This window comes from Blastococcus sp. SYSU D00820 (assembly GCF_054050695.1).
In genome coordinates this window covers 45,977-59,982 of record NZ_JBJGZW010000015.1, presented here as the reverse complement: position 1 = coordinate 59,982, position 14,006 = coordinate 45,977, and the positions used below count along the sequence as shown (strand labels likewise).

7 protein-coding genes are annotated in these 14,006 nt (G+C 75.0%); all 7 read left to right on the top strand.

Annotated elements, in window-relative coordinates; all coding sequences use genetic code 11:
• Nucleotides 1-59: 59 nt before the first annotated feature.
• Nucleotides 60-764: a 50S ribosomal protein L25/general stress protein Ctc gene (locus ACI79R_RS15880; RefSeq protein WP_456574612.1), complete on the top strand. Its 705-nt coding sequence runs from the start codon at nt 60-62 to the stop codon at nt 762-764.
• Nucleotides 765-772: 8 nt separating this feature from the next.
• Nucleotides 773-1,420: an aminoacyl-tRNA hydrolase gene (pth, locus tag ACI79R_RS15875; RefSeq protein WP_456574611.1), complete on the top strand. Its 648-nt coding sequence runs from the start codon at nt 773-775 to the stop codon at nt 1,418-1,420.
• Between the two features lie 200 nt (nt 1,421-1,620).
• Nucleotides 1,621-5,175, top strand: a complete 3,555-nt coding sequence (locus ACI79R_RS15870; RefSeq protein ID WP_456574610.1) for a PKD domain-containing protein — start codon at nt 1,621-1,623, stop codon at nt 5,173-5,175.
• 283 nt (nt 5,176-5,458) lie between these two features.
• A complete protein-coding gene (locus tag ACI79R_RS15865; protein ID WP_456574609.1) occupies nt 5,459-6,937 on the top strand; it encodes a sugar transferase in 1,479 nt (492 codons plus the stop codon).
• A 139-nt stretch (nt 6,938-7,076) separates the two neighbouring features.
• On the top strand, nt 7,077-8,345 hold the full coding sequence (locus ACI79R_RS15860) for a DUF1972 domain-containing protein (protein WP_456574608.1): 1,269 nt from the start codon (nt 7,077-7,079) through the stop codon (nt 8,343-8,345).
• A gap of 25 nt (nt 8,346-8,370) precedes the next feature.
• Nucleotides 8,371-9,117 (top strand): hypothetical protein, encoded by a 747-nt coding sequence (locus ACI79R_RS15855; protein ID WP_456574607.1) that lies wholly within the window; start codon nt 8,371-8,373, stop codon nt 9,115-9,117.
• Between the two features lie 234 nt (nt 9,118-9,351).
• Nucleotides 9,352-13,848, top strand: a complete 4,497-nt coding sequence (locus tag ACI79R_RS15850; RefSeq protein WP_456574606.1) for a PKD domain-containing protein — start codon at nt 9,352-9,354, stop codon at nt 13,846-13,848.
• The last annotated feature ends 158 nt before the right edge of the window (nt 13,849-14,006 follow it).

The following is a 14,006-nucleotide window of genomic DNA, read 5'->3' as shown; positions in this document are numbered from 1 at the left end:
GGTGCGCCGCGCCGTGCGCCGGCCGCAGACCCGATCCACCTCCTGAGGAGCACACCACCGTGGCTGACTACCGCCTCGTCGCCGAGGCCCGCACCGAGTTCGGCAAGGGCAGCGCCCGCCGGACCCGTCGTGCCGGCCGCGTCCCCGCCGTCCTCTACGGGCACGGCCAGGACGTCGTCCACCTGTCGCTGCCGGCCCGCGAGTTCGCCGCGGTCCTGCGCAACGGCGGCAGCAACGCCCTGATCACCATCGAGCTCGACGGCCAGGAGCACCTGGCGCTCACCAAGAGCGTGCAGCGCGACCCGCTGACCCGGGTGCACGAGCACGTCGACCTGCTGGCTGTCCGCCGTGGCGAGAAGACCACCGTCGAGGTCCCGATCGTGGTCGTCGGCGAGGCCGGCGTCGACGCGATCCCGAACCACCAGCTCAACACCGTCTCGATCGAGGCCGACGCCACCAAGCTGCCGGACACGATCGAGGTCGACATCACCGGTCGCACCGCCGGCCAGAACATCACCGCCGGCGACCTCGTCCTGCCGGCCGGCTCGACGCTGGTCACCGACCCCGAGGCCCTGGTCATCGGCTTCCTGGGTGCCCCGACCGCCGAGGCCCTCGAGGCCGAGCTCGCCGAGGCCGAGGCCGAGGCCGGCATCGAGCGCGAGGAGTCCGACTCGGCCGCCGAGGGCACCGGCGAGGGCGACGTCGTCCCCGAGCCGCAGGACCAGGGCAGCGGCGAGTCGATGGACGCCACCGAGAACAGCTGAGCTCCCGCTTGACCGAGAGCACGACCCGCAGGGGCGCCGGCGACGCCGGCGCCCCTGCGGCGTCCGCTCCCTCCGAGGGGCCCTTCCTGGTCGTGGGGCTGGGCAACCCCGGCCCCACGTACGCCGGCAACCGGCACAACGTCGGCGCGATGGTGCTCGACGAGCTCGCCGCCCGGGCGGGTGTCCGGCTGTCCGCCGGCAAGGGAGCCCGCTCCCGTGCCGTCTCGGGGGAGGGCCGCCTCGCCGGTCGCCGGGTGGTGCTGGCCAAGCCGTCGACCTACATGAACGAGTCCGGCGGGCCGGTGCGGGGCCTGCTCGACTACCACAAGCTCCCGGTGACCGATCTCGTCGTCGTGCACGACGAGCTCGACATCCCCTTCTCCGCCGTGCGGCTCAAGCGCGGCGGTGGCGAGGGCGGCCACAACGGCCTGCGCTCGATCACGCGGTCCACCGGCACCAAGGACTACCTCCGCGTGCGGGTCGGCATCGGCCGCCCGCCGGGCCGCCAGGACCCGGCCGACTTCGTCCTCCGGGACTTCTCCGCCACCGAGCGCAAGGAGCTCGACCTGCTCGTCGCCGAGGCAGCCGACGCGACCGAGGAGCTCCTCGCGCGGGGTCTCGAGGCGGCGCAGAACGTGGTGCACCCGCGCACCTGAGGCCGCCGCGCACCCGCCCGCGGGTCCGTCTCCCGGGGTCTGCCCGTGACGCTCCGTCACGAATGGCCGTGTTTCGCTTGATCGCACCGCCCTGACCACCGCTTCGGGTGATTGCCCGGGGTTCCATCCTCACGCTTAGTGTTCGCCGATCGGTTGCAAGACCGACCGGTGCAGTGTGCGAGGAGCGGGGGCTCACGGGGATGTACGACCACTCGACGGCAGGGCCGACGACCGGCCTGCGGGCGACCACGGCGTGGATGGCGGTGCTCCTGCTCGTCGCCGGGATGCTCGCCGGCGCCTTCGGCGGCGGATCGGTGGCGCGGGCCGACAGCGCGCCGACGAACCCGGCCAATCCGGCGACACCGGCGACGGTGACCGCCGACGCGCTCCCCACGGTGCAGATCAACGGCGTGGCGTGGTCCCAGGTCGTCGTCGGCAACACCGTCTACGTCGCGGGGTCGTTCACCCGGGCCCGGCCGGCCGGGGTGCCCGCGGGCCAGCAGGAGACGGTGCGGAACAACATCCTCGCCTACGACATCCGCACCGGGCAGCTGATCACCTCGTTCGCGCCCAGCCTCAACGGCCAGGCGCTGGCCATCGCCGCGTCGCCGGACGGCAGCCGCATCTACGTGGGTGGCGACTTCACCCAGGTCAACGGCCAGACCCGCAACCGCATCGCCGCGCTGACCCCCGACGGCACGCTCGTCTCCGGCTGGGCCCCGAGCGTCTCGGGCCGGGTGCGTGCCATCGCGGCCACGAACACCACGGTCTACTTCGGCGGCGCGCTCTCCGCCGTCGGCGGGGTGAGCCGCACCCGGCTCGCGGCGGTGTCCGCCACCAACGGCGCGCTGCAGAGCTGGGCGCCGGTGCCGGGCGTCGGCTCCACCGCCGGCAACGAGGACGGCAACCGGGGCACCAGCAACGAGGTGCTGGCCATGGTGATCACCAGCAACCCGAGCCAGGTGGTCGTCGGCGGGCGCTTCGACAGCATGAACGGGGTCCGGGCCACCGGCGTCGCCGCGATCGACCCGAGCAGCGGCGCGAACCGCACCTTCGCGATCAACCAGCAGCTGACCAACCAGGGCGTCAACTCCGCCGTCTGGAGCCTGTCGACCGACGGCAGCACCGTCTACGGCACCGCCTACGACTACTACGGCCCCGGCAACCTGGAGGGCGCCTTCGCGGCCGCCGCCTCCGGCGGAGCGGTCCGGTGGGTCAACGTCTGCTTCGGCGACACCTACTCGAGCTTCCCGATGGCCGGCGTGCTCTACGAGGCCAGCCACGCCCACCGGTGCAACGAGGTCGGCAGCTGGCCCGAGCAGACCAACCGGGTCTGGAAGCGCGCCAACGCCCTGAGCCTCGCGCCGTCCGGCATCGTCGACGGCGAGTGGGGCGGCAACTGGATGGGCCAGCCGGCCCCCGCCACGCTGCCCTGGTACCCGACCGTCGCGGCCGGCAGCTACACCGGTCAGGCGCAGGGCGGCTGGCACGTCACCGGCAACGGCCAGTACCTGGTCTACGGCGGCGAGTTCCCCACGGTGAACGGCACCGGCCAGCAGGGCCTGGTGCGCTTCGGCTTCGCCAGCACCGCGCCGAACCGGGTGGGCCCGGACTTCGCCGGCGCCACGCCGAGCGTGGCCGTCCTCGGTGCCGGCACCGTGCGGGTGGCCTGGACCGCGGCGTTCGACAACGACAACGAGAACCTGACCTACCGGGTCTACCGGGACAACAACACCACCACGCCGGTCGCCACGTTCACGCGCTCCTCGCAGTGGTGGAACCGGCCGGTGGTCGGCTGGACCGACACCGGCGTGACGGCGGGGTCGCACACCTACCGAGTCACCGCCTCCGACCCCGCGGGCAACACCGCCGCGACCGGCTGGGTGACGGCGAACGTCGGCACCGGCGGCGGCACGGCGCGGCAGTACAGCAACGCCGTCCTCTCGGCCGGCGCGACCGGCTACTGGCCGCTGGGCGAGACCTCCGGCGCCGCCTACGACCGGGCCGGCGGCATGGACATGACGGTGAACAGCGGCGTCAGCCGGAACACCGCCGGCGCCATCGCCAACGACGGCGACCGGGCCTTCACCTTCAACGGCACCAGCAGCGGCTACCTCGCACCCACGGTGCGCACCCAGGCGCCGAACACCTTCAGCGTCGAGTTCTGGTTCTCCACGACCTCGCGCAACGGCGGCCGGTTCATCGGCTTCGGTGACAACAACACCGGGACCAGCTTCAACCAGGACCGGCTGGTCTACATGGACACGGCGGGCAAGGTGAACTTCGGGGTCTGGCCGCGCGCCGGCCGCACGGTCACCTCGCCGCAGGCCTACAACGACGGCCGCTGGCACCACGTCGTCGCCTCCCTCGGCAGCAACGGCATGCGGCTCTACGTCGACGGCGTCCTGGTCGGCTCGCGCACCGACACCACCTTCGGCCAGAACAACTACGGCTTCTGGCGGATCGGCGGCGACACCACCTGGAACGGCTCGGGCTGGGTCAACGGCCGGATGGACGAGGTCGCGGTGTACCCGACCGCGCTGGCGAGCGACGTCGTCGCCAGCCACCACCGGCTCGGCACCACGGGCGCGCCCACCAACACGGCGCCGACGGCCTCGTTCACGGCGACGCCGTCCGGCTCGGTGGTCGCGGTGAACGGCTCGGCCTCGAGCGACGCGACGGGCAGCATCCGCTCGTACGCCTGGAACTGGGGCGACGGCACCGCCAACGGCTCCGGCGTCTCGGCGTCGCACACCTACACCCGGGCCGGCACGTACACGATCACGCTCACCGTCACCGACGACGGCGGGCTGACCGGGACGACGACCCGCCAGGTGACCGTGGGGGCCAACCAGGCGCCGACGGCGAGCTTCACCACCTCGGTCACCGGCTCGACCGCGGGGGTCGACGGCTCCGCGTCGGCCGACGCCGACGGCACGATCGCCTCGTACTCCTGGAACTGGGGCGACAACACCCCGGCCGGGTCGGGCGCGACGGCGTCGCACACCTACGGAACCGCCGGCACGTACACGATCACCCTCACGGTGACCGACAACGCCGGTGCCACGGGCAGCACGACCCGCAGCGTCACGGTGGGGGCGCCGACGGGCACGCCCGCCGTCGCCACGGACACCTTCGGCCGGACGGTGACCGGCGGCTGGGGCACCGCCGACATCGGCGGTCCGTGGACGGCGGCGGTGGGGGCCACGCGGCTGTCGGTCGGCAACGGCTACGGCGAGCTCAACCTGCCGGGCGCCGGGAACAACACCGGCGCCTACCTCGGCGGGGTCTCGCAGACGTCGACGAACGTGACCGCCTCGTTCTCCCTGACGGCGATGCCGACCGGGACCGCGGGCACCTACGTCTACGTCTCCGGGCGCCGGACGGCCTCCGGTGACGAGTACCGGGCCCGCGTGCGGATCACCTCGACCGGCCAGGTCGCCCTGGTGCTGTCGCGGATCACGTCCGGGACGGAGGCCTTCCCCGGCGGGGAGATCATCGTCCCCGGCCTCACCTACACCGCCGGGGCGACCCTGAACGTGCGGGTGCAGACCTCGGGCACCGGCACGACCACCGTCGCCGCCCGAGTGTGGCTGTCCGGGCAGGCCGAGCCCGCTGCCGCCCAGCTGACCCGCACGGACACCACGGCCTCGCTGCAGACCGCCGGTGCCGTGGGGCTGGCCGCCTACCGCTCGAGCTCCAACACGGTGGCGACGGCGGTGCGGTTCACCGCCTACTCGGTGACGGCCGGCTGACGCCGCGCCCGACGGGCCGCCACCCCCTCGCGGGGTGGCGGCCCGTCGGCGTTCCCCTCGGGGGGTGACACCGGTCACGGGCCCTCTACCGATGGGGTGAACGGTGACCCTGCGCATTGCTTTCCCGATGACGCTCTGTGAGGGTCGACGAGAACATCAGGCCGCTCACGTGGGCAGATGGGGTGCGAGCACCCCGTTTCCGGCTCACTCGTGGTGACCTGATCACACAGTGTCATGTCGGTCTCCGGGGGGAACCGTGCTACTCGATCACGACCGGGTCAGGGTGGGGACAGCAGCGCTGCACGCCGCGACGAGCGCGCCGGGCACCGGCGCGCCGCTCGCCGCCCGTCCGCTCGCCCGCCGCACCACGCCGGCCTGGGTGCGGCGCTACGCCGGATCGCTCGCCGTGGTCGAGACCCTCGCCGCCGTCGCGGCCGGCGCCCTGGTGCTGCTGGCCCATGCCCGCGGCCTGACCACCGGCTCCCTGCTCGTCTGGTCCTGCGTGGCGCTGGCCGTCGCGTGGCCGCTGCTGCTGGCCGCCACCGGCGCCTACTCCGAGCGGGTCTTCGGCACCGGCAGCGACGAGTACCGGCGCGTCGGCCGGGCCGGCTTCCTCCTGCTCGCCGTGGCGGGGCTGCTGTCCTACGCCGCGGCGCTCGACCTCAGCCGCGGCCTGGTGCTCGTCGCCGTCCCCGCCCTCACGCTGGTCACGCTGGTCGGCCGGTTCCTGGCCCGCTGCTGGCTGCGCCGCCTGCGGGCCGCCGGCCGCTGCACCACCCGGGTGGTCGTCGTCGGCCGGGGCGGCGCGGTGCTCGAGCTGGTCGCCCGCGTCCGCCGCGAGCACTACGCCGGCATGGACGTCGTCGGCCTCTGCGTGACCCCCGGCGACCGCGACCGGGTCGCCGGGATCGCCGGCGTGCCGGTCGGCGGCCTCGACGAGGTCGTCGCCCTGGCCGGGCAGGTGGGCGCGGACACCATCGCCGTCACCTCGGCCAGCGAGACCGCCGCCCACTACCTGCGGCAGCTGTCCTGGCAGCTGGAGGGCACCGGCATCGAGCTGCTCGTCGCGCCCGGCCTGATCGAGGTCGCCGGGCCGCGGCTGCACATCCGCCCCTTCGAGGGCCTGCCGCTGCTGGCCGTCGAGCAGCCCCGCTTCGAGGGCTGGCGCCGGGTGGTCAAGGGCGGGGTCGACCGGGCCATCGCCGCGGTCGCGCTCCTGCTGCTGGCCCCGGTGCTGCTCGGCATCGCCCTGGCCGTGAAGCTGACCAGCACCGGTCCGGTGCTCTACCGGCAGGAGCGGGTCGGCGTGAACGGCCGGCCGTTCACCATGTTGAAGTTCCGCAGCATGGTCGTCGACGCCGACCGCCAGGTCGACGCCCTGCGCGCGGACAACATCTCCGACGGGCTGCTGTTCAAGATGCGGGTCGACCCGCGGGTGACCCCGGTCGGCCGCTGGCTGCGCCGGCTGTCGCTCGACGAGCTGCCGCAGCTGCTCAACGTGCTCGGCGGGTCGATGTCCCTCGTCGGTCCCCGGCCGCCGCTGCCGGGGGAGGTGGCCCGGTACGACACGTCGGTCAGCCGCCGGCTGCTGGTCAAGCCCGGGCTCACCGGCCTCTGGCAGATCTCCGGCCGCAGCGACCTGCCGTGGGAGGAGGCCGTGCGGCTGGACCTCCGGTACGTCGAGAACTGGTCGCTGGCGATGGACCTGCTGATCCTCGTGAAGACCGTGCGCGCCGTCCTGAGCAAGTCCGGCGCCTACTGATGCATCCCGGGGCCCCGTGCACCGTCCTCCCCCTCCCGGGGGAGGGCCGGCGGCGCGGGGCCCCTCCCCGCTCTAGCGTTGCCCCGCTCGTGCCGATGACCGGCACGAACAGCCCTCGCCGATCGGAACGGACCTCCTGATGAAGCGCATGAGCATCGCCATGGTGGGCACCCGAGGCGTCCCTGCCCGTTACGGCGGCTTCGAGACCGCCGTCGAGGAGGTCGGACGGCGGCTGGTCGACCGGGGCCACCGCGTCGTCGTCTACTGCCGCACCACGCCCGGCGCGGCCGAGCTCCCGCCGGTCGAGCACCTGGGCATGGAGCTGGTGCACCTGCCGGCCGCCCGGAAGCGCTCGCTGGAGACGCTCAGCCACACCGCGCTGTCCGTCGGCCACCTGGTCGCCCACCGCACCGACGCCGCCTTCGTCTTCAACGCCGCCAACGCGCCGCTGCTGCCGGTGCTGCGCGCCCGCCGCATCCCGGTGGCCACGCACGTCGACGGGCTGGAGTGGAAGCGCGCCAAGTGGGGCCGCGGCGGCCGGCACTACTACCGGGTCGCCGAGTCGCTCGCCGTCCGCTGGTCGGACGCGCTGATCGCCGACGCCCAGGGCATCGCCGACTACTACCGCGACGCCTTCGCCGCGCCGACCACGCTGCTCACCTACGGCGCCCCGCTCATCGAGCCGGGGTCGGACCGGATCGCCGAGCTCGGGCTGGCCCGCGGGGAGTACCACCTCGTCGTCGCCCGGTTCGAGCCGGAGAACCACGTCGACCTGATCGTCGAGGGGTACGCGGCCAGCGACGCGACCAAGCCGCTGGTCGTGGTCGGTTCCGCCCCCTACGCCGACGAGTACACCAAGCGGGTGCACGCGCTGGCCGACGACCGCGTGCGGTTCCTCGGCGGGGTCTGGGACCAGGAGCTGCTCGACCAGCTCTACGCCAACTGCGCCACCTACCTGCACGGCCACTCCGTGGGCGGCACCAACCCCTCGCTGCTGCGCGCCATCGGCGCCGGCGCGGCGGTCACCGCCTACGACGTCAGCTTCAACCGCGAGGTCGTGGCCGACAGCGGGCGGTTCTTCCGCACGCCCGCCGACGTCGCCCGCGAGATCGCCGCCGTGGAGGCCGACCCGGAGGGCACCACCCGCGCCGGGCGCCGGGCGCGTATCCTGGCCGCCCGCTACGACTGGGACCAGGTCGCCGCCGGCTACGAGGAGCTGGCCCGGTGCCTGGCCACGCGGGCGTTCCCGAAGCGGCGGCCCAGCGGCCGCCGCCGGCCGACCGACGCCGACCTGCCGCCGGTGCGGCCCGCGGCTGCGCCGGCCGACGGGCTGCCCGACAACGTGGTGCCGCTGCCCAAGCCGGCCGGCGCGCCGTCGTGGGAACAGCTGCCGGCCGCCCAGCAGTGACTCGAGGAACGGGGAGAACAGCGCGATGAGCGACCAGGGGGACGGCGCCGGGAGCACCGGGGCCGACAGGGGCGACAGCGCCGGGAAGCCGAGCAGGACCAAGCCGGCGGCGGCCGGGAAGCCGGCGGCAGCCGGCACGCCGGCCGGCGTGCCGGCCCGCCGCCGGGCGCTGCTGGCCGCGGCCGCCGTGGTGGTGGTCGCCGTGGTCGTGACGCTGCTGGTGGTCCTCACCGGCGGCGACGGCGACTCCGACGCCGCGGACGCCACGGCGAGCCGGACGACGGCGCCGACCGACCCGGCGGCGACCAGCGTGGTGCCGATGCCGCCCACGCCGACGCCGACCGGCCCGACCGAGGACGTCGACGAGCCGCCGCCGGCGCTGCCGGAGGTCGCGATCGGCGAGCCCGCGGCCGTCGGCAACGGCATCGTGGCCACGATCCCGTCGATCGAGGGCATCCAGGGCACCGCGGTGGGGCCGGGCAACATCGCCGGCCCGGCCATCCGCGTCACCGTCTCCATCGAGAACGGGACGGCGGAGGAGGTGTCCCTGTACGGGGTGGCGGTCAACGCCGCCTACGGCCCGGACCGCACGCCGGCGTCGCCGCTCGACGACCCGTCGCAGGCGCCCTTCGGCGGCACCGTCGCGCCGGGGGAGAGCGCCCAGGCCGTCTACGTCTTCAGCGTTCCGGAGGACGCCCGCGACCTGATCACCATCGAGGTCGGCTACCAGGCCGGCGCACCGCTGCTGATCTTCACCGGACCGGCCGCCTGACCCGTCCGACCGCACTTCCCGACGACCCGTCGCCGCTGCCCGCGGTGGCGGGTCGTCGTGCGTTCCGGCGCTCACCGTGGGTGACCGCGGAGCGTGGACGACGCCCGCGTTCCCGCAGCTCGTCACCGGATCGGGTGTCGACCACCCCCTTGTCCGCCCCGCTGCCCGTCACCCACTGTGGTCGGACTGGGTCCTCCGGGCCCGGTGCACGGGGGAGCACGGGGGAGCAGCACCATGGGGGAACGGTCAGCGCGTGCGCTGAAGCGGGTCGTGGCGACGGCGGTGTGCGGGTTGCTCACCGCGGGGGCGGTGTCGATGACGGCACCGGCGGTCGCGCGGGCCGACAGCCTGCCGACGGCGGTCACGCCGACGACGCCGCCGACGGTGGCGGCCGACGCGCTGCCGACGGTCCAGGTCGACGGCGTCGTCTGGTCGCAGGTCGTCGTCGGCGACCGGGTGTACGCCGCCGGGTCGTTCACCCGCGCGCGTCCCGCCGGTGCCCCGCCGGGGCAGCAGGAGACCGTGCGGAACAACCTGCTCGCCTACGACATCCGCACCGGCGAGCTGGTCACCTCCTTCGCGCCGGACCTCAACGGCCAGGCCCTCGCGGTCAGCGCGTCCCCGGACGGCTCGCGGGTCTACGTGGGCGGCGACTTCACCGTCGCCGACGGCCAGCCGCGCAACCGGGTGGCCGCCTACGACGTCGCCACCGGCGCCCTGGTCGCGTCGTTCCGGCCGAGCGTCAACGGCCAGGTGGCCGCGCTGGCCGCCACCAACTCCACCGTCTACCTCGGCGGCGACCTGTCGGCCGTCGGCGGGGTCAGCCGCAGCCGGCTGGCCGCCGTCCGCAGCGCCGACGGCGGGCTGCTGCCGTGGGCCCCGGTGCCCGGCGTCGGGCCGACCACCGGCAACACCAACGGCAACCGGGCGACGAGCAACGCGGTGATGGCGCTGGTCGTCACCGGCGGCGGCGCGCAGGTCGTGGCCGGCGGGCGGTTCGACTCGATGAACGGCGTCAAGTCGACCGGTGTGGCCGCGCTCGACCCGGTGTCCGGCGCCACCCGGCCCTTCGCCGCCGGCCAGCAGATCACCAACCAGGGCATCAACTCCGCCGTCTACAGCCTCTCGACCGACGGCAGCACCGTGTACGGCACGGCCTACAACTACTACGGCCCCGGCAACCTCGAGGGCTCCTTCGTCGCCCGCGCCGACGGCGGCGCGCTGGTGTCGGTGAACGACTGCTGGGGCGACACCTACTCCAGCTACGCCACCGGTGGCGTGGTCTACCTGGCCGGTCACGCGCACAACTGCGACCAGATCCGCGGCTTCCCCGAGCAGACCCCCGAGCGGGTGCACAAGTACGCCACCGCGGTCACCGCCGCGGGCGTCGGGGCCGACGGCGGTCGCCGGCAGATCGGCGGCCCCTGGATGGGCCGGCCGGCCCCGGTGCTCCTGCCCTGGTTCCCGGCCATGGCGTCGGGCACGTACACCGGCCAGTACCAGGCCGGCTGGAGCGTCACCGGCACCAGCCAGTACGTCGTCTACGGCGGGGAGTTCCCCCGCGTGAACGGCACCGGCCAGCAGGGGCTGGTGCGCTTCGCCGTCCCGTCGATCGCGCCCAACCGCATGGGCCCGGCCGCCGACGCCGAGCTCACCCCCACGCTGGTGTCCCGTTCCTCCGGCACCGTCCGGGTGTCCTGGAAGGCCACCTCGGACGTCGACAACGGGGACCTCACCTACACGGTGACCCGCAGCGGCCAGCAGGTGCACCGGACCACGGCCGCCTCCACCTGGTGGCACCGGCCCGAGCTCGGCTTCGTCGACCGCGGGCTGACCCCGGGGACGACGCAGACCTACCGGGTCGACGTCAGCGACCCGTTCGGCAACACCGTGAGCAGCTCGACCGCGTCGGTCGTCGTCTCCGGCGCCCGCGGTGCCGACGACGCCTACTCGGCGACCGTGCTGGCCGACGGGCCGGAGCACTACTGGCGCCTGGACGAGCCGGCCGGCAGCCGGGTGGCCTACGACAGCGCCGGCTTCGAGGACCTCGCGCTCGGCAGCGGCGTCGCGGGCGCACAGCAGGGCGGCCTGACCGGCTCGACCGACACCGCCGCCTCCTTCGACGGCACCGCGGGCGGCATCGCCACCATGACCAACCCGCTGCGCGGCGCGCACACGCTCAGCGTCGAGGCGTGGTTCTCCACGCGGTCGACGGCCGGCGGCGTGCTGCTGGACTTCGGCGACGCCACCTCGGGGCTGAGCGTCAACCACGACCGGCACGTCTACCTGGACGAGGCGGGGCGGGTCTCCTTCGGCGTCTGGCCGGGCTACGGCGGCGTCGTCTCCACGACCAAGGCCTACAACGACGGCCGGTGGCACCACGTCGTGGCCACCCTCGGGCCGGACGGCATCGCCCTCTACCTCGACGGGTCGCTCGCGGCCCGGCGCACCGACCCCACCGCCGCGCAGGACTTCGTCGGCTACTGGCGGCTCGGCGGCGACACCCGCTGGGCGGGGACGACCGACTGGTTCGCCGGCCGGCTCGACGAGGTCGCCGTCTACCCGGGCGTGCTCACCGCGGCCCAGGTGCAGCGGCACTTCGCCGCCGGCACCACCGGCAGCGCGCCCAACGCCGTTCCGCGGCCGGCGTTCACCGCGACCGCCGACGGCCTGGTCGCGACCCTGGACGCCGGGGCGTCCACCGACCCCGACGGCACGGTCAGCCGCATCTCCTGGGCCTTCGGCGACGGCACGGCCGCCGCGACCGGCGCCCGGGTGACCCACACCTTCCCGCGCGCCGGCTCCTACCGGGTCGCGGTGACCGTCACCGACGACCGCGGGGCGACCGCGTCCACCTCCCGGGTGGTCGCGGTGGCGGCCACCGGCGTGGCCGGCAGCCCGTACGCGCAGGCGGTGCTCGCCGCGGGTCCCGCGCACTACTGGCGGCTGGGGGAGGCCTCGGGCAGCGGGCTGGACTCGGCCGGCGCCGCGGACCTCGCCGTGGGCAGCGGCGTCCGGCGCCCCGCGGCCGGCGCGGTCAGCGGGGACGCCGACGGCGCGGCCTCGTTCGACGGCACGGGCTCGGGCCTCGCGGTCACCCCGACCGCGGCGCCGGCACCCAACCAGTTCAGCGTGGAGCTGTGGTTCCGCACGACGTCGACCGCCGGCGGCAAGCTCCTCGGCTACGGCGACGCGCGCTCGGGGCAGAGCTACAACAACGACCGGCACCTGTACCTCGACCAGGCCGGCCGGCTGACCTTCGGGGTCTGGCCGCAGGAGGCGCGCACGCTGTCGACCGCCCCCGGGCTCAACGACGGCCGCTGGCACCAGGTGGTCGCCTCGCTGGGCACCACCGGCATGGCGCTGTACGTCGACGGCGTCCTCGTCGGCTCGCGCACCGACACGCGGGCCGGCCAGGAGTACACCGGCTACTGGCGGATCGGCGGCGACACCACGTGGGCCGGTGCCCCGTACGTCACCGGGGACATCGACGAGGTGTCGATCTACCCGTCGGTGCTGCCCGCCGGCGTGGTCGCCGAGCACCACCGGCTGGCCACGACGACGCCCGCGGTCAACGTGCCGCCGACGGCCGCCTTCACCGCCGCGGCCGCGCAGCTGACCGCGTCGTTCGACGCCGGCACCTCGGCCGACGCCGACGGCCGGATCACCTCCTTCGCGTGGTCGTTCGGCGACGGGAGCACCGCCACCGGGCGCACGGCGGTGCGCACCTACACCGCCGCGGGCACCTACTCGGTGCGGCTGACCGTCACCGACGACCGCGGGGCGACGGCCACGACCGAGCGGGCGGTGACCGTGACGGCGCCGGTGCCCAACCGGGCGCCGGCCGCCGCGGCCACCGTGACCGCCACCGGGCTCACCGTGGCGGTGTCGGGGGCGGGCTCGACCGATGCCGACGGCACGGTCACCGGCTGGGCGTGGACCTTCGGCGACGGCGGCACGGCCACCGGCCCGTCGGCGACCCACACCTACGCCGCCGCCGGCACCTACACGGTCGGGCTCACCGTCACCGACGACGACGGCGCGACGGCGACCACCACCCGCACGGTCACCGTGACCGCGCCGGCCGGTCCGCCGGTCGTGGCCGCCGACACGTTCAACCGCACCGTGACCGGCGGGCTGGGCACCGCCGAGGTCGGTGGCGCGTGGACGGCGACCGCCGGCGCCACCCGGCTCTCGGTCACCCCGGGCGCGGCCACGCTGGCCCTGCCCGGCACCGGCAACAACACCGGCGCGCACCTCGCCGGGGTCGCCGAGACCGACGTGGAGGTGCGGGCCACCGTCGCGCTGGCGCAGGCACCCACGGGCGCGGGGAGCTACGTCTACGTGACCGGGCGCCGGGTGGGGGCCAACGAGTACCGGATGTTCCTGCGGATCGCGCCGGACGGCTCGGTCGGGATGTCGCTGTCCCGGATCGCCGGCGGGGTGGAGTCGTGGCCCGGGGGCGAGGTGGTCCTGCCGGCGGGCACCTGGACCGCCGGCGCCGCGCTCGAGGTGCGGCTCCGGGTGACCGGCACGGGCACCACCACCGTGCAGGGCACGGTGTGGCGGGCCGGCACCGCCGAGCCGGCCGCGCCGCAGCTGGTGCGCACCGACACCACCGCGGTGCTCCAGGCCGCCGGCTCGGTGGGGATCGCCGCCTACCGGCCGGGCAGCGCCACCGGCGCCCAGTCGGTGCGGGTCACCGCCTTCACCGTCACGCGGGCCGGCTGATCCGGGGCCGGGCGGTACCCGCCCGCCCGGCCCCGTCACCGGTGGCGCTCCGTGTTCCGGCAGACACAGTGCGTGACGCGGTGTGACGGACCTCCCCACTCGGAGGGACGTTTCCGCAGGTCATCACCCGGTTGTGCGATGCCCGGGATCGTCACTGA